Source organism: Hoeflea sp. BAL378, assembly GCF_000759435.1.
GTDB lineage: Bacteria > Pseudomonadota > Alphaproteobacteria > Rhizobiales > Rhizobiaceae > Hoeflea.
In genome coordinates this window covers 1-21,858 of the sequence record NZ_JRJG01000113.1, presented here as the reverse complement: position 1 = coordinate 21,858, position 21,858 = coordinate 1, and the positions used below count along the sequence as shown (strand labels likewise).

General features: G+C 54.5%; 25 protein-coding genes. 16 read left to right on the top strand and 9 right to left on the bottom strand.

Features of this window, described 5'->3' with window-relative positions; genetic code table 11:
- Positions 1-419 precede the first annotated feature (419 nt).
- The 5 genes from LL06_RS20460 to LL06_RS20440 all read left to right on the top strand — a co-directional run bounded on the left by LL06_RS20460 (position 420) and on the right by LL06_RS20440 (position 5,988).
- Positions 420-1,688, top strand: coding sequence for a hypothetical protein (locus tag LL06_RS20460; RefSeq protein WP_161785003.1), 1,269 nt, complete (start codon positions 420-422; stop codon positions 1,686-1,688).
- Complete coding sequence (vsr, locus tag LL06_RS20455; RefSeq protein WP_081964105.1) at positions 1,685-2,128, top strand: DNA mismatch endonuclease Vsr; 444 nt, start codon at positions 1,685-1,687, stop codon at positions 2,126-2,128. The genes LL06_RS20460 and vsr overlap by 4 nt, the downstream gene beginning before the upstream one ends.
- Before the next feature lie 130 nt (positions 2,129-2,258).
- On the top strand, positions 2,259-3,224 hold the full coding sequence (locus tag LL06_RS27020; protein ID WP_081964104.1) for a DNA cytosine methyltransferase: 966 nt from the start codon (positions 2,259-2,261) through the stop codon (positions 3,222-3,224).
- 43 nt (positions 3,225-3,267) lie between these two features.
- Positions 3,268-4,140 (top strand): NaeI family type II restriction endonuclease, encoded by an 873-nt coding sequence (locus tag LL06_RS20445; RefSeq protein ID WP_035531115.1) that lies wholly within the window; start codon positions 3,268-3,270, stop codon positions 4,138-4,140.
- A 492-nt stretch (positions 4,141-4,632) separates the two neighbouring features.
- Positions 4,633-5,988: a hypothetical protein gene (locus LL06_RS20440; protein WP_152599706.1), complete on the top strand. Its 1,356-nt coding sequence runs from the start codon at positions 4,633-4,635 to the stop codon at positions 5,986-5,988.
- A 600-nt stretch (positions 5,989-6,588) separates the two neighbouring features.
- On the opposite strand, the gene LL06_RS20435 is transcribed toward LL06_RS20440, so the two are convergent.
- Positions 6,589-6,888, bottom strand: coding sequence for a hypothetical protein (locus LL06_RS20435; RefSeq protein WP_035531111.1), 300 nt, complete (start codon positions 6,886-6,888; stop codon positions 6,589-6,591).
- Between the two features lie 440 nt (positions 6,889-7,328).
- On the opposite strand from LL06_RS20435, the gene LL06_RS20430 reads away from it, so the two are divergent.
- The 11 genes from LL06_RS20430 (at position 7,329) to LL06_RS20390 (ending at position 12,945) form a co-directional block, all read left to right on the top strand.
- Positions 7,329-7,568 carry a hypothetical protein gene (locus tag LL06_RS20430; RefSeq protein WP_035531109.1) on the top strand — a complete coding sequence of 80 codons (240 nt, stop codon included), beginning with the start codon at positions 7,329-7,331 and terminating at the stop codon, positions 7,566-7,568.
- 679 nt (positions 7,569-8,247) lie between these two features.
- The gene (locus LL06_RS27730) at positions 8,248-8,532 is read left to right on the top strand and encodes a hypothetical protein (RefSeq protein ID WP_035531106.1); all 285 of its coding nucleotides are present in this window, start codon (positions 8,248-8,250) and stop codon (positions 8,530-8,532) included.
- 206 nt (positions 8,533-8,738) lie between these two features.
- Positions 8,739-9,059, top strand: coding sequence for a hypothetical protein (locus LL06_RS20420; RefSeq protein WP_052161771.1), 321 nt, complete (start codon positions 8,739-8,741; stop codon positions 9,057-9,059).
- A gap of 130 nt (positions 9,060-9,189) precedes the next feature.
- Positions 9,190-9,387: a hypothetical protein gene (locus tag LL06_RS20415; RefSeq protein WP_035531103.1), complete on the top strand. Its 198-nt coding sequence runs from the start codon at positions 9,190-9,192 to the stop codon at positions 9,385-9,387.
- Positions 9,384-9,722 (top strand): hypothetical protein, encoded by a 339-nt coding sequence (locus LL06_RS20410; protein ID WP_035531101.1) that lies wholly within the window; start codon positions 9,384-9,386, stop codon positions 9,720-9,722. The genes LL06_RS20415 and LL06_RS20410 overlap by 4 nt, the downstream gene beginning before the upstream one ends.
- Positions 9,719-10,036: a hypothetical protein gene (locus tag LL06_RS27460; protein ID WP_152599705.1), complete on the top strand. Its 318-nt coding sequence runs from the start codon at positions 9,719-9,721 to the stop codon at positions 10,034-10,036. The genes LL06_RS20410 and LL06_RS27460 overlap by 4 nt, the downstream gene beginning before the upstream one ends.
- Positions 10,033-10,278 (top strand): hypothetical protein, encoded by a 246-nt coding sequence (locus LL06_RS27455; RefSeq protein ID WP_152599704.1) that lies wholly within the window; start codon positions 10,033-10,035, stop codon positions 10,276-10,278. Before LL06_RS27460 ends, LL06_RS27455 begins: the two co-directional genes overlap by 4 nt.
- Positions 10,275-10,493 carry a hypothetical protein gene (locus LL06_RS20405; protein ID WP_035531099.1) on the top strand — a complete coding sequence of 73 codons (219 nt, stop codon included), beginning with the start codon at positions 10,275-10,277 and terminating at the stop codon, positions 10,491-10,493. Before LL06_RS27455 ends, LL06_RS20405 begins: the two co-directional genes overlap by 4 nt.
- 112 nt (positions 10,494-10,605) lie before the next feature.
- On the top strand, positions 10,606-11,007 hold the full coding sequence (locus LL06_RS20400; protein ID WP_035531096.1) for a hypothetical protein: 402 nt from the start codon (positions 10,606-10,608) through the stop codon (positions 11,005-11,007).
- Positions 11,008-11,432: 425 nt separating this feature from the next.
- Positions 11,433-12,485, top strand: coding sequence for a PAS domain-containing sensor histidine kinase (locus tag LL06_RS20395; protein WP_035531094.1), 1,053 nt, complete (start codon positions 11,433-11,435; stop codon positions 12,483-12,485).
- 67 nt (positions 12,486-12,552) lie between these two features.
- Positions 12,553-12,945 carry a response regulator gene (locus LL06_RS20390; protein ID WP_035531092.1) on the top strand — a complete coding sequence of 131 codons (393 nt, stop codon included), beginning with the start codon at positions 12,553-12,555 and terminating at the stop codon, positions 12,943-12,945.
- A gap of 237 nt (positions 12,946-13,182) precedes the next feature.
- On the opposite strand, the gene LL06_RS27450 is transcribed toward LL06_RS20390, so the two are convergent.
- The 8 genes from LL06_RS27450 to LL06_RS20375 all read right to left on the bottom strand — a co-directional run bounded on the left by LL06_RS27450 (position 13,183) and on the right by LL06_RS20375 (position 21,163).
- Positions 13,183-13,509: a hypothetical protein gene (locus LL06_RS27450; RefSeq protein WP_152599703.1), complete on the bottom strand. Its 327-nt coding sequence runs from the start codon at positions 13,507-13,509 to the stop codon at positions 13,183-13,185.
- Positions 13,506-13,682 carry a hypothetical protein gene (locus LL06_RS27725; RefSeq protein ID WP_161785002.1) on the bottom strand — a complete coding sequence of 59 codons (177 nt, stop codon included), beginning with the start codon at positions 13,680-13,682 and terminating at the stop codon, positions 13,506-13,508. The genes LL06_RS27450 and LL06_RS27725 overlap by 4 nt, the downstream gene beginning before the upstream one ends.
- A complete protein-coding gene (locus LL06_RS20385) occupies positions 13,679-15,643 on the bottom strand; it encodes a DotA/TraY family protein (RefSeq protein WP_035531090.1) in 1,965 nt (654 codons plus the stop codon). The genes LL06_RS27725 and LL06_RS20385 overlap by 4 nt, the downstream gene beginning before the upstream one ends.
- Positions 15,640-16,329, bottom strand: coding sequence for a hypothetical protein (locus LL06_RS27445; protein WP_152599702.1), 690 nt, complete (start codon positions 16,327-16,329; stop codon positions 15,640-15,642). The genes LL06_RS20385 and LL06_RS27445 overlap by 4 nt, the downstream gene beginning before the upstream one ends.
- A complete protein-coding gene (locus tag LL06_RS20380) occupies positions 16,326-17,465 on the bottom strand; it encodes a hypothetical protein (RefSeq protein WP_152599701.1) in 1,140 nt (379 codons plus the stop codon). Before LL06_RS20380 ends, LL06_RS27445 begins: the two co-directional genes overlap by 4 nt.
- Positions 17,466-17,831: 366 nt before the next feature.
- The gene (locus tag LL06_RS27015; protein WP_081964103.1) at positions 17,832-19,085 is read right to left on the bottom strand and encodes an HAD family hydrolase; all 1,254 of its coding nucleotides are present in this window, start codon (positions 19,083-19,085) and stop codon (positions 17,832-17,834) included.
- Between the two features lie 9 nt (positions 19,086-19,094).
- Positions 19,095-20,069, bottom strand: a complete 975-nt coding sequence (locus LL06_RS27010; protein WP_081964102.1) for a DNA-processing protein DprA — start codon at positions 20,067-20,069, stop codon at positions 19,095-19,097.
- 278 nt (positions 20,070-20,347) lie between these two features.
- Entirely contained in the window at positions 20,348-21,163 is an 816-nt protein-coding gene (locus LL06_RS20375) for a hypothetical protein (RefSeq protein ID WP_035531084.1), read from the bottom strand.
- Positions 21,164-21,858 lie beyond the last annotated feature (695 nt).

The following is a 21,858-nucleotide window of genomic DNA, read 5'->3' as shown; positions in this document are numbered from 1 at the left end:
AGCGGGAGAGGGACTCGAACCCCCGACACGCGGATTATGATTCCGCGCCCCGTGCTCTTCTTAGGCTTTGCGGGGTCTTTCATTTCCACCTTAATTAATTGACTTTTCACAATTTTATGCCGAAATGAAGACCTCATGAACTCCACTTAAGACTCGGAGTCTTGAGTTCTAGTCGGTACACAAACGGTACAAGGAATCGGACAATGGCGATTAGAGAGATTCTCACCGGTCAGCACCTACAAGATGCCCTTCGCCTTGCCGAGCTCGGCAAGACGGACCTACAGGAATGGTCTGACGTCCGTGAACCTGGGCTGCGACTTCGTGTGCGTCGGCACAATGCCACTTGGGTGCTCAAATACGCATCATCTACAGTGACCCTCGGCCCTGCAAATAGGTGGACCGTTGGCGAAACCCGCAAAATGGGTTCGCACATTCGCGCGATGCTGAAGTCGGGTCTCGATCCTCGCCCTTGGATCGACGCACGGCTGGCGGGAGCCACAGTGGAAGAAGCTGCGGGTGTTGTCTTGAGACGAGCAGGCAAGCAAAACCACGAGTGGAACCTCCTGACCCTGATGGAGCGCTACAGGGATGATCACATCAAAGTGGGGCGCATTGTCCGCGGGAAAAGACGTGCGCCTTCAAAAAAGACACTGAAGGACGTTGAATCCGCCATTCTCCAGCAGCCGTTTGTCGATATCTCTGCCCTCTTGGTGCGGGAATTGGACGAGAGGGCGTTGGAGAGTTATCGGAACAAGATTCTAAGCCTGCACGGTGGTTCGGCGAGCAGAAAAGGACTGGCGTACGTCAAAGCCGCGTTGTCTTGGGCCCGCAAGCACCACTCAGCCGACGCTGGACTGGTGGGCGTTTCCCAATGGTGGCGAGATGTTGCCAGTCTTCATGTTGAAAAAACCAGAGACCGCTTTCCCTCCGTTGAAGATTTGGGAATGACCATCGCGCTGGCGGAGATTGTCCGACGGTTACCTGGTAGGTCGATCAATTCTCGGACTTCTGACACAACGCTCAAGGCGCTCTGGATGATGGTTCTCACTTCACAAAGACGCGAAGCCCTGATCTCCACCGAAGTTGGTGAACTGATTTTCGACGAACGCGCAGGTGATGGCTGGGGCATCTTGTATCGCCCTCCGCACGTGATGAAGAGTCGTCGCGAACATGTTCTGCCGTTACCGCCGCGCGCTATGAATATAATTGCAAGTTCCATCACCGCGAGCCGATCATCTGGAACCAATTGGCTGTTCCCCGCTACACGGAAAGGGAAAAATGAAGAGATCAATCACATGGACGGCTCATCGGTGAATAAGCTGCTGGAACGATTGCGCGGAAGGGACGAAAAAAGCCAATCAGCCACTATGCCGAACCTACTGACCTTGGCTGGGATCGAAGAGCCAAATTGGTCACCGCATGATGCTCGCACCACATTCGCGACGATGGTTGAAGACTGGACAACGCGAGGCGACGCAGCTTCTGCGGTGCTCGATCATGAAGGATCGGGAAGCGAAATAGTTTCTCGGGGCGCGGCCGCGATTACCCGCACTGCCTACAGCCAGTCGCAGAGGCTGGCGCTCAAGAGGATTGCTATGGAACCGTGGTGTAATGCGATTATCGATGCAGTCGAAGAGGCACGACCAAGGGCGAGAGTGCTGATTGAAAAAATGGGTACTGGCTTGTGACGAGCCCAGAGAGTTTGCCCGAGAATAAACAGCGGCGCAGTGATTTGATGGCCCGCATCAGAAGCAAAGACACGCTTCCTGAATTGAAGGTCCGCCGTCTGCTTCACTCCCTGGGTTATCGCTACCGCCTTCATCGCAAAGACCTGCCTGGAAAACCAGATTTGGTCTTTGGCCCTCGCCGAAAGGTCATCGAAGTGAGAGGCTGCTTCTGGCATGCTCATTTGCGATATGATCCAGAGTGCCGCGAGGCGCGATCGGCAGCAAAATCAAATACCGAATATTGGGTCGCAAAAATGGATCGAAACGTCGCCCGAGACATCTCCAACCTCGAAAAACTTCATGCCTTGGGGTGGGGCACTCTGGTCATCTGGGAATGCGAGCTGCGCGATATGCCGGCAGTGGAACGACGGATTGTCGAGTTCCTGGAGAGCGGGGTTTAAAACTGTGGATTCCCGTCACGTTCATGAACGCAAGCTTCGCTAAACGCTCTATGGTTAGGATCGTTGCGTTTGAATCATCCGCATGCTAACGGCAAAGCGTTCACGTTGTGTTCCGCCCAAGGAGACAGTAATGTCGCTCTCATCACTCGAAATGTGTGCCGGCGCGGGTGGTCAGGCCAGAGGCCTAGAACTTGCAGGCTTCGATCATGCTGGCGTTGTCGAGATCGATCGCGATTGTTGCCAGACCTTGCGCCTGAATCGGCCCGATTGGACCGTTCATGAGGAAGACCTCGGCTTGTTTAATGGAATTGGCTACAAAGGAATTGACTTGTTGGCAGGAGGCCTGCCATGCCCGCCATTCTCCGTTGCCGGCAAGCAGCTTGGCGACAAGGATGAGCGCAATCTTTTCCCAGCCGCGATTAGACTTGTAGATGAGACCAGGCCCAAGGCCATCATGATCGAGAATGTTCGCGGCTTCCTGTCTGCAGTCTTTGAAGATTATCGCGGGTTCATAAAGGGCGAGCTCAAGAAGCTCGGCTACGAAGCGCATTGGCGGCTCTTTAACGCAAGTGATTACGGCGTTCCGCAGCTTCGCCCTCGGGTGATTATCGTGGCGCTTCGTGATGACATCAAAGACCAATTCGAATGGCCCTCGCCTTCTCCTTTGGATGCGCCAACAGTTGGCGAAACTTTGGCGGACTTGATGGCCGCAAATGGCTGGAGAGGCGCGAAAGCATGGGCAAAGCGTGCGAACGAAATTGCCCCTACGCTGGTTGGCGGATCAAAAAAACATGGAGGTCCAGACCTCGGCCCCACACGGGCCAAAATGGCGTGGGCAACTCTCGGCGTGAATGGGAAGTCCCTTGCTGAGGAAGCACCAGAGAGAGATTTTGTCGGGATGCCGCGCTTAACAGTTCGCATGACCGCCAGAATTCAAGGCTTTGACGATGATTGGCAGTTTCACGGAAAGAAAACCACTTCGTACCGACAGGTCGGGAACGCCTTCCCGCCGCCAGTGGCTAAGGCTGTCGCCTTGAAACTGCGTGAAGCGATCGAAACGAGGGCGAGCCGTCCTGTTTCGGCACTCGCAGGTTGATCCCTTAACCTTCCGCTAACCATGTGCAGCCAACATCTGGCGCATGTCGTATGCGCCCCTCGATTCGTCCCATCAAGATTATGCCCTTCTGTTTGCGATCGAGCAGGCGCTCCTCACCGCAGCAGGAGGACTCGATGCGTTCACCGAAATGGTGGCAATCCTGTTCCGTCAGGCGTTTGACGAAGTGATCGATGCGCCAAGGACCAACAGGTTCACCCTGGCCGAGATCGAGAAGACCGAGAAGACCTATATCGGAACCAAGGTCGAAATCCTCCTTCGAAACTTTCTCAAGCTTCCCAAAGGCAAAGTCCTCGATCTGTTCGTCAACGATACCGAAGTCGACATCAAAATGACGACCGCTCGCGACTGGATGATCCCGAAGGAAAGTATCGGACGCCCCGCTATCCTTATGAGAGCCAGTGAACGCAATGCACTTTGCGATGTCGGTCTGGTTGTCTGCCGGCTAGAGTATCTCAGGGGCAGCCAAAATCAGGACAAGAAGGGCCAGATCGCTGCAGCGCATTACACCAACATCTGGTGGCTCTTGAAACAACAGCGCTATCCCAAGAATTTCTGGGAGGTTCTTCCGCTCGCAGAGCGCAAGGCCATAATGGAGGCCGGCACGGGCAAGTGGCGTTTGGCTGCGCTGTTCGAACGAATTCAGGGGCAGCCAATCTCCCGAAGCCAAGTCCAAGCAATCGGGCAGCAGCACGACTACATGAAGAGGCTGCGAAAGAACGGTGGCGCGCGCGACATTCTGGGGCCCAAGCAGATCGCGATCCTGTGGGGCACGAAAGACCGCGATCTGATCGAGAGGTTTGGGCTCGGGCCGATCACTTCTGAGGAATTCGTCTCGTACCATGCAACCGATCCGCTTGAGGTCGCTCTTCTCCGCACTCGGGATCACATTGACTGACATCATTGCTGTCGGCCGTAGGCTCTTTACTCCTGAATATGGCATGGCCGGCGCGTTTGCGCGCTGGCCATATATCCCAGTCGCCCCGCGAAGGGCGTGAGCTCCTCCCTGGGGAGGGGCGCAGCATCGCCGAACGGCGGGGTGGGGTACGGCCAGCATCACGTACAAGGACATGACCGCCAGATGATCGTTTCGGATACGGAACTATATTATCGGCGCTTGACCCGCCCGACATTGCGACTGACCATTAAAAAACACCGCATCATTGGGCTGGAACCCTAGCGGTGTTTTTTGGAGATGCCTCATGATGATTGCCTACGGCGATATCGGTGTAAAGCCCCCTCACTTTAATCGGTGAGCCCTCGGCTGGGACATATCCCAGCCTCACCCGAGCCCCAGTGTACTTTTCCAAGTGTTGACAATTCGGACGTGCACGTAAGTGCAGTTTCATATGACACGTTCGACTACGGCCGCTTTGGCTCAGGCCATCATGTGCAAGCTCTTCATCCAGAAAACACTAGAACCCGCGGCGGTCTGCGCAAAGGCGTCGTCTCATTTGCTCAGCGCGTCTCAGACGGCAAGAAAAACTGGCGGGAATGGACTGTCCCAGTGGGCGGCGATGCCGTTTATCAAGCCGAAAAAATAATCCGCGGTGGCGGTATAGAGGACATCTTTATCAGCCAGCAGGCCTTTGGCCGCTGGCGGGGTATTGCAGACCTTACCGCGATCGGTTCGAACTATGTCGATCTCGACTACCACCAATGCAAGCGGTGGCAGGGCCGTCCGCCGCGGGAAATCGCCGCAAGGGTCATATATGCGATCGAGGCGCAAGGTCTGCCCCTCCCAAGTTACGTTCTTTCGACGGGGCGCGGCTTGGTCTGTGTGTGGCTTACCGAACTCTTGCCACCTATCGCGCTGCCACGCTGGAGCCTTGTGCAGAAATCCCTGGCCAACGCTTTGACGAAATTTGGGGCAGATAAACGAGCGCTAGATGCAGCACGGGTTTTTAGGCTCGTGGGCAGCGTCAACAGCCGTGCCGAATGGGATCAGAGACAGGTCGGTATGGTCTGGTGCCAGGGATCGCCCGAGGCACCGACTAGGCATGTGTTCGGCACCCTCGCTGATGAAGTGTTGCCGCACACACAAGCCGAAATCATCTCCCTTAGAGCGGAACGCACAGCACGTAAAGCCGAGCGTGAGGGGATGGAAAAAAGGATAACGCAGAAGCTGACAGGGACGACGTTGTGGTCAACGATCCATGATGACCTTCAGAAATTGCGTCGGTACCGAAATCCAGCGACGGGCGCATTGCCAGCAGGCGGACGCGACGCGTGGCTATTTGTTGCAGCCAACGCGTTGTCGTGGATGGTAGCGGCTGAGGATATGGAGCGGGAAATCCGCATCCTCGCCATGCAGGCCGCAGGCTGGTCGGATTCGGAGTCCAAGGCTCGACTGAGCACCATTGTAAAGCGGGCAAAACAGGCAGCTGAAGGGAAGACGATTCTCTTCAACGGTCGCGAAGTCGACCCGCGCTTTCGGATGCGATCGGACACGATCGTCGACTGGCTGAAGATTGAGCCGGCCGAGATGCGGGACGCGGACCTGAGGGTGCTCATTGATTCCGATTTACGCCGCGAGCGTGGAACGGAACGGCAGACGAAATTTCGTCGAGGCAAGGGTGCGCAGGATCGTGCAGAGCTACAGACAGCGCGGATCGCCCTGGGGCAAAAGTGCTTATACATGTCCGCTAAGTCTGGCATGAACCGCGATGAGCTGGCGGCTCATTTCAACGTCTCCACAGGCCATATTTCAAATGCAATGGCCGAGGCCCGAAAAGCCGCTCGATAAGCCAAAACATCAGGAATTGTGCGGTCCGTCACGATTCGTAACGGTGTATGGTATGTTTACCGACGGTGGGGGAGGCCGAAGGCCTGGGGGTGCTTGCACCCCCGCCCGATCCTTTAGAATCCTGCCCCTTCACAGTCTCAGTTGTTTTACTCCAATCCTGCGACACCCGCGGAGCCAAAAAACGCACAAATGGAATATCTCGTCGGGGGTAGTCGGTCCCGTGTCCCGCTACACGGCGCTATGCTGACACTCCTGCGGCTACCCGTCTTACCGATCTCGACATGCGCGAATGCCCGCCTTGCCCCTTCCAGGGTCGCTATGCTCATGGCTCCGATACGCTCTCCTGGGCGAGAGACGCAGTTGCCGCTCTCAAATGACCCAATGGCCATTTGAAGCGCAAAGGTGCTGTATGGCTTCGCAGGGAAGCCCACACAGCACGTTTGGTCATTCAGATGCACCCGATATCATCCAAAATTGTCATTTCGTCCTCAGAGGTAAACACACCTCAATGCCCTCTCTGTCAGTCGTCAACAGTAAGGCGGCAGTTCATCAAGATTACCGCTATGATTGACGATCTGGAGATGAGCCTTGCCGAGTCTCTCATTTACGCTGACGCCACATTTCACTCTGCCTTTGCCGCGCTTCCTCACGGTCATTGATTGCCTGGACTTTCGCGAAGTCCATTTCCGCCCGTGGCTCAATGCGGGCCACTTCAGCGGCTACCTTGGACCAATGCATAAATTCATCGACCTGCCCCGCGCATCGGCAGCGGATGGCAGCGCGCTGCGCATTGTAATACGAGTTTACGGGGTCAGCTGACGCAAGCTTCTCGGCGTCAGCTTTGCATCGATCACCAACCTGACGTCGTTTTTCGAAATGCTTCTTAATCCAGCTGATCATGGGCCGAGCGAATCTCATGGCGATACACCAATTAATTGCATCAAGCGTGTACGATCAGTCAAGGTTGGCAGGCTACTAAGTGTGGTTTCAGGTTTTCATCCCTTGGCCTGAAGCCATACCGCAATGCTCGCTAGGTCAACGGCTAGGCCGTCCTCCACTGCCGTTGCAGCCCTGCGGGTGACTGCCGCTCCGCGTGCGGTTTATGCGTTGGCATCGGGACGGGGAACAATCAGTTAGTCCGTGCTGCGCACGGGTTCGAGCACGGCTTGCAGCCAGCATCGAACGGGGAACAATCCCTACAGGCTTAAGCCATTAAAGTCTTATCGAAATAACCAGGAAAAGCTCCGGGATAAAACAACCTGTCCGCGTAGCCACCTGGGCTCAATTGCAGCGATATGCTATAAATACTTCAATGAAAACAATATATTGAGGTTCCTGTTATGGCGATCAGAATTACAACGATCAGAGGTCTGCATGTCGACATCGTTGTTGAGGAATTTGACGACAGAGACGCCGCCGGCCATCTGAACGCTTATGTTGCGATCATCTACAAGCAAGCCAAAAACAGCTCAAGCAAAACGCTGATTGGACGGTCGCGCCTACCTGACGCAGCTTCCGAAATCCGACGCGAAATCAAGAGCGGTGGACTGCAAGCGTTTCGTCGCCTGGCCCACGTTTGAAAATCAGCTGATCACAGGAAGACGCAAAATGTTCATTCTTCGAATCCTTACGCTGCCAAGTGCACTGTTCACATTCGCGGCCCTCTATAGCGCCAGCATCAAAGCGTCCCAGATGGTCGAGACTGTCAGCCTCGTGCTGTGCATGGCTCTGCCTGCGATCTTTATCGCAAAGCTCATCAGCAGGTTCGTATGACAGCCGCTGCGGCGCAGTCATACGAGCCTCGGCCCTCGATAACTGGCGAACGACCACCTGCATGAAAAAAATATATCCTTTTGGATTTGTTCAAGGCGGCGCTGATTTTGTGTGGCGAGCCGGCGCAATTCGCAGCCATCGCGAAAATGTTTCGTAATTATCGTCCAGCTTGCTGAAAACGCCTTTTCGAGCCCTAAGTCATTGAAACGCAAACACAACCATTGGTAAACACGAATACTTCATATTCGCTAATTCAAGAACTCGATTTCGCTAACTCAAGAACTCGGTCCGCCAATGGAAATCGCCGCGGGGTCTTGAATTTTAGGCAGCGATTACAATATCTTAGAATGGCCCCCGCCCGATAAAAATTGGCCAGAGCAGTTGACGTCCGCCTCACAATCTCGTACGTGTTGGCCATGTTGAGTAGATAGCTGATCGCTCAACAGAAAAAGGCAATGCAACCATGTAGAGAAAAGGAGAGCGCATATGAGTGAGACGGATAAGGTGGAATGGGACAGTGGCGGTGATCCATCCGCGATCTGGGATGCAGCAGAGGTCCCAATTGAGACGGAGGAGGAATACATGAACCTCTGCCCATACGTCGCATGGTTGCCAGGGCCCGATGGGCGAGCGATCTACTCAATAGACGTCCCGAGCGGAGGCGGCAGAACCAGGTCACTGGCGTGCGGCTTCGCAGACACACTTGATGCCGCGAGGACGTTGGCATCTGAGGCTATCGAACGTATCGCAACAGGGTTGAAGGCGGTCTGAAAATAATTCGGCGACCTGTCATTATGTGGATTGACAGACCGAAGTATCGCTCCGAACATTAATGTGAGGATGCACAAAAGCATCTAACCACACGCCGATGAATTCTCCAGATCGGTAATAGAAACGAAATTTCGCGCCCTGCGAAACGGCGAAGCTATGCCAAAGATTTGGTAATACGTCGCCTACACAATAGAAAGGAATACGAAATGAATGAAACCTTCATCAAGATTGTAGACGGTCTGCGCTACAATACCGAGACCGCCACGAAAATCTGCACATTTGAATCCGATGTCGGCAGCAGTGATTTCAAGTTTGAACGCACAGCGCTTTTCCGCACACCCAAGGGGCGCTTTTTTCTCGCGGGCTACGGCGGAGCGCTTTCACACTGGTCAGTGCTGTCCGAGTGCAACGGCCAAATCGGAGGTGAGGGCCTGACACCGATCGACACCGAGGCTGCTCGCAGCTTTGCAGAGCTGCATGCCGATGCAGATACCGTCGCAGAGTTTTTTGAGTTCGAAGACGCATAAAGACCGGCGCTAAGGTCGCATCCATCCCGCGTGATCGCTCGCTGTGAGCGGTCACGCAAATATCCCCAATTGGACCACAACAAAACTTCGCTTCGTCGAGGACGGCGAAGCCATGTCGAAAGGAATCATCATGACTGACGAGGAAAGACCAGAGCCTTCATTGAAAACCGCCGATCCCGGGCAGCACGCTGACACTGCGCGACTGAGCGTCACACTGCCGCGCGACACGCTGATGCAGCTCAAAATTCACGCAGCGCAACATCAGGCGACCATGCGGGATGTCGTCGCCGGCCTCATTCAAAACGAACTAAGAAGGAATCCACTATGAGAGAGCGCGAAAAAATAGAACAGGTGAGGCGCGGTGAGACCGACGCTGGCGACCTGCCTGGCTCCACGACAGAGCGGATGACGATTGGTCTCGCTCTCAATGAACTGGCGAAAACCAATCCTGGCTACGCAAGCGACGAGGCGGGGGCATGGCAGAAGCTTGATGCCACCCAACGCCGCATTGTGCGGGATTTCAATCCCGAATACCGCAAGAAAGAGTGGGTGACCAAAGAGGAAACCGCAATGGCCGAAGTGGACCGTGAGTTTATTGACGGCGGAGTGAAAGCGGTCATGCGTTGGATTGAACTCAAAAATAGAGAAGAGGCACCACAATGAAAACGCCAGAATACATTGCAACAGACGAAGTGCTTTGCTGCGCAACACAACTGATCGCAACTCTTGCAAGAAGCGCATCATCCGATCATCTCGCAGACCAGGCCCTTTCATTGTTCGACGCTGGCGAGCAAGACGACCAGGTAATTCTCTCGCACTGGATCGTCTCGCACTGGCTTGCTGAAAGGCTGGAGAAGGCGGGCGAAACCGTGGACCTAAATTTCGCCGGCATGGCTATCTGGGGTCGAAGGACTACTGGCCAGCGTATCTATTGCGACGACGTAATTCGGAAAATTAGCGAGGCAACAAGAGCATGACAAAATCTCTCCGATTCGTAGACATCCCGCCCGAGGAATTCCCACTTCGTGATGAACAATACAAGAGGCTAAAGGCCGACATTTACTCAGCTGCCTGCGGTTTTTCAGACCTGCGTACAGATGACGCTCATTCCGTCGCACGCGAACTTACCACAACCCAATATCATCTTGATCGTGCTTGGGCTTTGATTGTTGGGATTGAGGACGCCGAGCGCCGGCGCGAATGGGACGAGGCAACATGAGCCGCCGCGATGACGAAGAACTCCACGCACGCCAGCAAGACGAAATTTTTGTTTGTGACGTCACTTTCACGGACATCAGGGTGTCGTGGGAAGGTCGAGGCGACACAATAGCTGAGGCAATTGCCCAGGCAATGTTACATGCGCCAGAGCTTGAGGATTACGGCTGCGGTGAATACGCCGTCGAAGTTTATGCTGAATGCAGAGACCTCAGCTGATCAACACCATGGCTTTTGAGACCGCCACCGCGCCACTTCCATCACGTACAAGTACGTGATGGCCTGGGGCAGGTTTTCAATACGAAATTGAACACCAAAACGAACAAAGGACATGACGGATATGGATAGAACAAACGATCAGACTGATGCCTTCAAACAAGCTCTCGAGGCCATTGAAGCGTGGGACGGGCAATCCGTCTATCACCTTGAGCGGCTGGCCGAGGATGCTGATACGGCTTTCAAAAGTATGCCACGTGAATCACAGGAATCCTGTTGCGTCGGGGATTTTTGGGATTATCAGCGCGAAATCGACGTCATGATCGCAGACGCGGTTGAAGCGGCAGGCCAGTCAAACTTCGGTGAGGCATGGGCCAGATTCGAAATCCCTGACCATCCCACTTTGGCAGCTATCGATGCCAAGGGCGATACCCTGTATTTCAGCGAAGAGTGGACAGGTGGCCTTGTCCACGTAAGCGACCCGCTGGAGCCGCGGGGGACTGAAGACGCGGAGTGAAGGGCGAAGCAAAATTGGCCCCACAGATTCCCAACCCATTCTGGACATCCGCAACCGTGACACGCTTGCGTGTTCCTGAAATGTTCCTATGGTTCGAGAATGCCCGAGGAATGCGTGAACCCTTGACCGCTTTCGGCCCTTTGCTGCCGTTCCTTCGAAGCGCGGTGAGTGGCTGATGTAAGACCAAGTCGCTCATTTTCGATCGGCGGTGTTGTTGACAAAAGCCGCGGTTCGCCAAGGTTAGCCTACGCCCGCGCTTCCACCGAGCCTGCGACAGTGTTGCGGTGAAGTCGGAATTATTAATGCGATCCCCACCCATCAGCCGTGCTACAGTGCCAATGTCGGACCCTGGCCTTGCAAGCGTTTCGACGATCCTGCCGAATCCTGACTTGCGCCGCGAGTCTTCGGCCCATGAGGGGCCTTTCATGCCACTGCTACCAACAGCACACTTCGAATCGGCGAGCACACTTGCCGTGGTGATGTCCTCCAACGAGCCGCTGCTGTTCCTGTCTGATGATCTTAGCATTATTGTAGCAAGCGCATCGTTCTGCCGAGCGTTCCAGATCGACCCCGAGTCTGTCCCTGGCAAGCGCATCGACGAACTGGGAAACGGGGAATGGTCGATGCCCAGGCTCGCGTCACTGTTGAAGGCGACCGCGAGTGGCAGCGCCAGTATCGATGCATACGAGATCGAACTGAAGCGACCAAACCAGAAGACGCGACAGTTGGTCGTCAATGCACGAACGCTCGATGACGGCGACCTCGACCATATTCGTCTGCTCCTCGCCATAACCGATGTAACCGAGATGCGTGCCGAAACTCGCCTGAAGGATGATCTCATTCGCGACAAGGCCATGCTGCTGCAGGAAGTCCAGCACAGGGTTGCCAACAGCCTGCAGATTATTGCCAGCGTTTTAATGCAAAGTGCACGTCGCGTTCAGTCGGAGGAGGTACGTGGACATCTCCACAACGCCCGTCACCGCATCATGTCAATCGCAGAGCTGCAACGACAGCTTTCCACATCCGTTGGAGGAAGAGTTGAACTCCGTGCCTACTTCACGCAACTGTGCCAAAGCCTCGGCGCATCGATGATCGCGGACCCCGAGAGGCTATCGATAGAGGTGAAGGTCGATGATAGCACTGTGATTGCGGACGTATCCATCAGTCTGGGGCTCATCGTAACCGAACTCGTGATCAATGCACTCAAGCATGCCTTTGCAGACGAGCGGTCCGGGACGATCGTGATCGACTATCGGTCGTCGGGCAAGGATTGGACGCTTATTGTTTCCGACAACGGAATCGGAATGCCCGTCGGGGACGAAGCGCCCAAGGCGGGATTGGGGACTGGTATCGTGGAGGCACTTGTGAAGAACATGAATGGCGAAATTTCGTTGAGCAGCGCCGCACCAGGTACGGTGGTTACAATCAGCCATCGGGATACCTCAGGCCTCCAGACAGACATTTCTTCAGCGGCATAGCAACTAACTGTTCTCCAAAACGTTGAAGGCTCAAGAGTTGCCGCCAACCACATACATCGAGTGAACAATGAACAATGGCACGGCGGTCGTCCTGATCGTGGAAGACAGTCCGATCATAAGGATGAGCGCAGTCGATCTTGTCCTGTCGGCAGGCTATGAAGCGCTGGAGGCGGGTGACGCAGATGAGGCAATCCGCATCCTCGAATCCCGAGACGACATCGACCTTGTTTTCACCGATGTTCAGATGCCAGGGACGATGGACGGTATCAAACTGTCCCACTACATCCGAGATCGGTGGCCGCCAGTTAAGCTGATCGTCGCATCGGGTGCTGACATTGTCGATGAGAGCATGCTGCCGGGCGGAAGTCGCTTCTTCTCAAAGCCGTATGACGAGCTCACCATTACCGAGACAATGGCTCATCTGCTTTCAAATGAGGACCCTTATGCCGTTGTAGTCTGAAGCGATCCAGATAAGGGGAGGCTCGACTACCTTCAGAGTTCCGCCCGCTTCGGGCCATTAGGACCACGATAGCACCTAACAAACGACCGTCAACGTCGGCAGTGCAGCGGAGGTCCGCTCCCCGCCCGTTTTAGACGTTAGATCGCTCTGTCACCATGGCCGCCTTGGCTGAATACGTCACGTACAAGTACGTGACGGCAGAAATAACAGGAGATATCAATATCGACGGTATTCCGATCATTTGAAGCGCAAATTGCTATCGCAAACGACAGACTTTTTCGAATTCGTATATCTCGTGCTGACACTGTACGTCCCCGACCGTGGTATGCCCCAAAGGTCAATTATATTGTATCCGCGCCTCATAGTTCGCTGCGCTCGCATCCAGCTTGGCATGGAGACGATGGTGTGCGACCAGCCACCATCTGTGTGCAGGCTCCAAAGTTTCTGATCCTTGCCCGCACCGCTGACAACAGAAATATTGGCGACCGGTGACGTGACACATTCAGCCGCCAGCGGCCCCGCCCACAGGAAAACTGCGGCAGCGATGATGATGGCCGCCTTCATGTTCCTTCCCTCACCGCGTGAGGCAGCGCATTCAGCGCCAGGAACAAGAGTGCTGGCGCAGCGCAAAACGCTGTCAAGGCGACCACGCTGGCGGACAGGTGCGGCATCCCCGCCAGCCCACAGACTGTTGCCAGTCCCAGCCCGCAGGCCGCCCATTTAAGTGTTTTCTTCATTTCCGTTTCCCTCCTTTCGGGATCATGCCTCCTGACAATTTTGGCATGCCACCTCTGCCGGCGATAGCGATCATTCCTCCCATCGCTCCCGATGCCATACTGGCCTCACCGCCCGAACCTGGTTGGCCCACCCACGCCAGCACGCGATCAGGCAACGACCAGATTTGCCCAAAACCCTTCACGCAAGCGTACCAGACGAGGTACATGTGCATCGCGGTCATCACAACGAACCCAACGAGTCCCACCACATGACCGCCTGTCTGACCGAGGAAAGCCATCGGCCAGAGCCTGTCGAGAGTGCCGAGGGTTGCATTGAAAACCGGATACGCCGCACACAGGGCCAGAACCGCAAGAACTGGACGCAACGCTATGTTGACAATCAACAGAAGGCCCATGCGTACGGACTCTCCTGCGAAATCGCCGCCGTTGTCCATGCGCAGCCATTTCATGCACCAGAGCGGCAGAGCGATCATGGCTTCGATCAGCGCGGCCAGAGTTGCCATTCCCGCCATGAACACGAAAACAAAAGGCATCATCGGAATAACATAGGCGCGGAGGCTTCCGAGGATCATCAAGCCGCCGATCACCCACTTTGACCAATCCATAAACCAGGCCGCAGCGCCGCCCGCACCAACTGCGGACGAAAACCAATTGCTGGAAGCAACCATTAGCGTTCCACCTGCTGCGATAGCCGCCCAGCCCGCAGCTATCATCGCATGGCCCGAAGAAATCAGGCCTGACATAGCATCGGCATCGGTATCCGCTCCAGATGTTGCAGCCCATTCCGCCATCGAACGGGCCAGGGGAGCCAGGAGCTTTGTCAGAAAATCGGCACTTTCGTCGCCGGCAGAAGCAAAATCGTTTGCGCTCAGATTCACCCTTTCCGCTTCACCAGACACCTGGAGCGCCAGAATGGAGAAGGCGCGATCGATGGCTTGCCCGAAATCTCCATCGGTGCTTGGCGCGGTAACCTCCATACGTTCGTTCGTGAGCGACGTTGTGAGCTCACTGACTTGCGCGAGGTTGCGCCAGTACAGACCCGCCGCCAAAAATCCTTGCTGCTGAGCAGCCGCGACGAGTTTCGCACGTGAATCGGTGTCCAGAGTTGAGACCTCAGCCTTCGCGGCGTCCGCGATCGTTTTGTCGAAGGCTGAGCCCGCCAAGCGGATGTCTTGGACGAGGGTCGGAGACAGTGCCAATGTGGAAATCGCCGATGTCATACCGTCCGCCGAAGAAACTCCCGTTGTCTCCGCTGCAAGCCTTGCGTAACGCTGCGCCTCAGGGCGGAATGCGGAAATTATTTCCGCAACGGCCTCACGGCGTGCGTTCGAGAATTTGCCTCGACCATCAGGAACCGAATAGGAGAACTGCCCGCATGTCGGGCCGTAGGACCACACTGCCCGCTTGTCATATCCGCCTACACCGAGACCTGATTCCTTCCCCATGGGCAGGGGCACAGGTGCGGTCCATCCAAATTTCGTGCCGGCCTGATTATAGACTGCTGCGCAAATCTCATGACGCAGGGTCGCCATTGCGACGGTCGAGCCATTCGTTGAGTGCGGCACGATCGGCACACCGTCACCAGCTACAGCACCTACGAATGTGTTCCAGGTGGCATCGGCCAGGTTTATGCCACCCTTGGCCACCACATCGCGCAGCAGGTAATGCACGGAGGAAAACCCGGTTTCAGGAAGCGGAGCCAGAAGACCGAGTCCGAGCACGATGCGCAACGGCACCCAGATTTGATGCCATTTGTCACCGAGAACTTTGCCCGTGTAAGCCGAAGACACGATACCTGAGACAACACCGAAAGCCAGGCCGAGGCCGGCCAGGAAAAACAACACGCTCGTGAAGACCTGCAGCGTCCGCCCCCAGGGCGAGGTTCCATCGCTTGGCAGGACCGCGGAGACCCATTGCCACGCAATATTTGTAGAAGAAGGCTCAGCGAGAAGGTCGATCATTTCTTCCCACCCTTGGGACCGCCAGGACCTTTCGTCCCATCGGGCCCTTCAGTTCCATCGGGCGTATTACCATCGCCATCATCGTCATTCGTCTCATCATCGAGACCGAAAGCTTTGCACTCAGCGGCGCTTAGGCGAACAGAAGTGGCAGGCAGCGGGAGCCGTGATGAGGGTTGAGGCTGTGGTCTGGCGGTTGTGCCGGCCGACCCTGATTTGTCACCGCCTTCACCTTCACCGCTGCCCTTACCATCATCGTGGCCGGCCACGACGGTTGGTGCAGCTCCTGGATTCGGATCGTCATCCCCCGCTTGCTGATCAAGAATCCGTTGGCCGATGGCAGCCAGCTCTGGGAGTGCACTCCAGATCGCTGCGAGCCATGGACGCGGGCACGGGCGCATATTTCTCGTACGCAACGCTTCCGCCCGCAGACTGATGCGGTCTTCCAGCGTCCGCCAGACATCGACATCTCCGCTCTCGGCCAGCGTCTCCAGATAAGCAAGTAGCGCGGGTGATTCCATTTCCAGGAATTCTTGCCGATGATGGGTTGGTCGGCTTCTGACCACACGGCACCAGCGGACAATATCGACTGCTGCACCGTGGACAGGGTCGAGGTGAGGCATACCGATATCCCTGAGGACACCAGCGGCGTTCTGCCAGAACAATTCTTCTCCTGTTGTCATAGTCATTGTGTCATCCCTCCTGGCGTTGGCGTCGGTTCATCAAGCGCTGCGGCCAGCGCTGCCGAGAGACGACGGACTTCTTGTTGTGTGGCGACCAGCCGTTGGCTCTGCTGACGCATGGAATGGCGCAGGTCGGCCGCCTTCCGTTCAGCCTCACGCCGTGAGTGGTTGGCCTTGGCAGAATCGGCTTTGGCTCTCTCGACAGCTTCAGTTGCTGTCGCCAGATCGCGGGCAAATTGCGCGCGAATCTCGTTGCGAATTCTTGAATCCTGGACACCGTCGATTACCGAGCGGACCGCACCACCGACACCCCGCAACCGTTCAGCCTTCGCCGAAGCATCAGCCACGATCTCCGCAGCTGCCGCTTTGGTGCGATCGATGTAAGCCTGGCCCTGCCTCTCCACTACGCCGGCCCGATCGAGCACGTTCTTGAGAGCGCCAGCCTGGGCCTGTTCGGCTTTCCATTCTTCGCGAGAAAGCCGGCGACGAGCAGGTCCGAGTCGCGTCAGGCCACACGGTGCCGCTACAGCATCATGATAGGAGTCCTGCCAACTACGCATGGCTGACTTATAGGCAACATCGGCCCTTTTATTGAGAGACTTGTTGTCTTCGCCATCACGCCGTCCGCCAGCTTTCACAGCGCGCTTTGCAATGGTTCCAGGATGGAAAACCATTGCCTTCATTTCGGGATCGGAAGTCGGGATAACGTATGCGTGTAGATGCCAGTGTTTTTCGTCAGTGTGTCGAATGACGGCCTTAAGGGCGGGGCCGTATTGGTCGCGCAGCCACGCAATTGTCAGCCGCTCCCATTGCTTCACTTCAGCGAGCTTCGCCTTGTCGGCCCGCACTTCCTCGACTGTATATGGATGCGATGCGACGACGCTGTGCAACGTTTTCTGATCGAGCCTGATTTTCCGAGGCTTGCCCTTGACCGTGGTCGTTGCGACCGCCGCAGCTGCATCGTGCATGGCGCGGGCTTCCTCGACACCGACGCCGTATATAACGGTGGGTGGTTTAGGATCAGGGACGTGAACGCACGCTGTCGGTTTGCGAATGGCTTCATCAAAGATGAAATTGGTGTCGCGGCCTTTCGGGTCCGATTTTCGCGACCAAAGATCGAGGTGAACAAATTGGTAGGCCATTGCAAGCACTCTGAGGAATGCTTAATCGTGCTTGCCGGCGAGAAGGAGGGCAAGAGAAGTCAAGAATTTAGTGGTAGTAATATTGGAGGGGTAGTGACCGACTAGCACTATGCCCTACGGTTATAGTTCGGCTCTGGGAGAAAGAGCTAAGGATATCAAAATGTATATATCGCAAGAGCACATTAGTCGTGGTCAGACTCCAACATTCAGAACCCTCTGCCACGCGATATTCAGACGGCGGCAATGCCGAAATAGTGACCAAAGCATCGCACTCGGTCGACGGCAAAAATGGGCAGTAAGCGGACCTTTGCTGCTCACAATGAAATTGGAGCCACCTAGCTAGCAAATAGAAGTTTACCCCCACCCTTACAAACCTTTAGGCCAATCCCATCCACTAAAGCGCGTGAAGGCATCAGCGATCTCGGCTGCGGCATTAGGATTGATAACGTTGCCTGAATTCGAATGAACTGAGAAATCTAGTTTTTTGGGAGTGTACTTCGAATAGGGCTTTTTGATGCTTGGATCGAGTTTGACGATTTCGTGGTAGTCGTTTGGGCCTGGAGTTTTCAGCCAACACAAACAGATAACATGTGCACCCGCCGCCTCGGCAAACGCTCTGGCCGCCTCAAGAGAATGACCCTGTGTGCAAATATCATCCACCACGACCAGGGTTTTTCCATTAACGTTGGGACGGCTCTTATAGCGCCCACCAACCTCTCCAGTTTTGAGTGGGTCGGTTCTGAGATGGACCGTAGCAAGTTGATCAAGGGCGGAAGGTTGCTGGCCACTGTTGCGAAGACTCTGCGACTTCGGTGCGTCTTGGTGCCTAAAGATGTAGTCTTCCAGATATCGGGCTCTCAAAGACCCCGAGGCGATCCTTACTGCTTGTAAGAGTTCGGCCTTTTTGGAAGTGGTTTTGTGGCCTGGATACGGGGCCACATATGATGCTTCCGCCCCAACTCCAGAGAGGTGCATTCTTGCAGCCATTAGGAGGCCCCAAAATCGCAAATCCCCTGCACCAAACTTTACGGCGTTCTTTGCATCTGTGGAGTATGTCGCAGCATCAGGATAAGCTTTGGAATGTTCCCCTAGTGGAGCAATCGTGTACACCCGTAGGTTATCTCGCTCAATGCTCCAAAACCAGTCTTTTGGCGTCAGACAACAGCAATCAACGAATTTTGCAATGTCTTTCGGAGAGTTGAACTCAAAGCCGAATTGACTATTCTCCTCATGCCATTTTGCGTTTAGGAAAAGCAGACCGCCATTGGATGCTGCCTGAGTGTCCTCCTGAGTATTTCCGATATAGACAACCTCTTGAGGTGACCAACCTTGAGCTTCCAATACATGTTGCATAGCTGAGGCATATTGCTTGTAAGCCATGTCTTTGCCGCCATGATAATAGGGCAATTTTTGTCCAATTACTCGTGACAAGTAGTCATTGAATGGCTCTTTCGTGCCTGCGATCGTCCAAGTCGAGTTGCTGACCAATGCAGGCTGAACACCAACAGAAATCATGTATTTTATAAGCTTTATGGTTTCTAATACGGTGTCGCTATCCGCTTTTCCCTCTTTGGCAAGAACATTACTAAGAGAAAATATCGCGCCACGTAGAGTGTGCATAGCAGGTCCTCACAATAGCTTGAACTGAGCAGTCTTTGAAACTGAATCGGATTTCAAATGCCTAGACACAAAATCGACGAAACTATTTTGGTCAGAAGGGATGGTGAAAAACCCATTATTTGGGACGTAAGCGCGGGGCACCCAGTTAAAGTCGGGTTGGGTAGGTGTTCTCAAGAATGCAACTGGGCGCGAGAGTTCAAACGCATATCGCACCGTGTGCGCTGTTCCGCTTTTCACGGCCCATTCTGTTGGAATAAGGAGCTTACTCAGCGCTGCTTGAAGTCTGTTTCGGCGTACAAAGTTGGCGGCGCTGTATCCTTCCTTGATGAGGTACTCGGTTGCGATTGCACCGCCACTGTCTAGAATTGTGCGCCTCAGCGTATCTGAACCTTTTGGGTATTCAGTAAAGATTCCAGTTCCCAAAAATGCAATTGTTGGAACGCCTGCGTCGATACTGGCGGAGTGAATAACTTGGTCAATACCATCGGCCAAACCGCTTACAGTTGGCACTCCGAACTCGGATAACCAATGCCCAACATATCGAGTAAGCCAGACACCATCCTGAGATGCTTTGCGCGACCCGACTACAGAGATGGAGCGTTGCGACAATACATTAGGGTTTCCCTGAACAAAGAGCCACTGTGGGGTATTATTGAGATCACCAAGTTGGTGTGGAAACTCTTTGTCGCCCTGAAAGATTATCGACACATTTGATCGGGCTAATTCTTCGCTCCTTCGTTTCGCAGTATCTAGTGCCCTTGTGCGAGTTTTCCGCCACGCCTGATCGCCATCGTCGTTCTCTTGGAGTTCTGACCGTCCTAGCAAGCTACGCACTGCGTCAGCCTTCTCAAGCTCGATCACGCTTTGAAATGAATTTTCCGACTCAGAGATTCTCCGTAGGGTTTCGAAACCCACGCCCTTTAAGGAGCTAAGTGCGAGAAACGCAACGCGCTCGGCATCGAAATGATCTAATGAAATTTTCAAAGAAACCGCCCAGAACTTCGAGTTGTCGGGCTAAGGGTAATCTGAATGATCGCTAGGTAGCAAACGCTTTGACGTTTGATGGGTGATCCACTTCGTTTATGCGCGCTACGGCGGCCGCACAGGAGCAATTCGAGCAAGCTTGTTAAGGGCCGCTTTTCCCAATCCATCCTCAGTCAACAAATGACTGGATAGGTTTGAAGCCGACCTTCTCACATCGCATAGGGAATCCCAAAACGGACGCTTCCGTTTGGGTCATTCCACTAAATTTCGGAGTTGGGTCAGAAACAAAGTAACTGGGGTAAGGTATTCCATTTCGCCAACTCGCTGTGCTGCAATTTCATATTCATCAGCGCACCATCTTCCCTGCAGGTCACCCTTACAACACCATCTTTTTTGGACCATGACAGATCACTCACGCGGGTCTGTTCGTGCGCAGCAAGCCACTTTCCTATTCGGATAAAATTCTCCTCGCTGAAGAACTCGTAGGCTGCAGCGACTTCCGTGCGGGCCTTCTCGTCAACCGCCTTCGCCTTTCTCAGCTGAGAATAAGTCCAATCCAAGTTTTTATAGGACATATTGACTATTTGATCGAAAGCCGCCTCGCGGTCGGCTCCTGGATTCTCGATCGCTTCGAGAACAACGCCTTGCTCTCTCAAGCGCTTTGCTGGATCAAATGTAGACTTCAGGAAGTCGTCCCCAGAGAGAGACCCAAAACTCCTCACATCTACAGCCGTGAGTTTGCCCACCTGGGGCTCACTTATTTCGATCTCAATAGTCAGACCCTTTCCCTTACGACGCTGTAGATCAAGCTGCTTAAACAGGACGCGAAACTGTCGGCGGAAAAGTCGCTTTGCATCCGCTGCTAATCGGCCAATATCTGCATTTTTTGCCCAATTGGCTTTGATAACTCCAAGCTTTGTTAGGTCGGCCTCTAGACACTCCTCCCAGTGCCGCCTGTTTTGCTCACGAACGAAGCCATTCTCTGCAAACGCCTGCTGTCGGTCGTTCGCACATTCATGGCCGATTACAGCGATTCTCTCGTAGCTCGGTATCCAGATAAGTCGACCATCAAGAAAACGGTTAGGAGTACACATTGCGCACGTCAAACGGTCTTCGCCTGCTTTAGGCCTGTAGAAACACTTAGAAATAATCTGATACTCGATATCTCTGGGTATGCGATCTGTGCATATGCCTGGGAAGCCATCGGCTCGATTCCCAGCCTTCGCATGGGCCAGAAACGGATCGCGGAGGTGGCCAGGGAATGACGAGTACCTTTTCCCACTCAACGCGATCAGACGAAGATTACTACCTACGGTCATTACAGCCCCCATCTATTGTGGCACCGACTCAGCATTGACCAATATATTGATATCAGGGACACGCTGGTAGAGCAATCAAGCGTTCTCCTTTCATTCGCAGATGTTCTAGTCGTTCTTTGTTTTTTCACGTAAAGTTCGCGAGCATCGCAAAAAGGGCCCCGACTTGGGCAGAGCTCTCACACGAATACGGGCGGCATCCATCCTCCGCAGCATTCAAGTCGCTAATGCAGCGCGACCGAAGTTGCAGAGCGCAGCCATCGGATTTAATTCAAGACTCCGAGTTCGCAATCAGGAACTCGGAGTCTTGAATTAAAGAACACAAAAACAGGCCACCGCCCCACTCGGTACCGAGTCGGTACAAGTCAGCAGACATCCACCTTCGGCGCTAGCCAAAGACAATGGAAACACTGAATTCATTGGGGATTTTTGGTAGCGGGAGAGGGACTCGAACCCCCGACACGCGGATTATG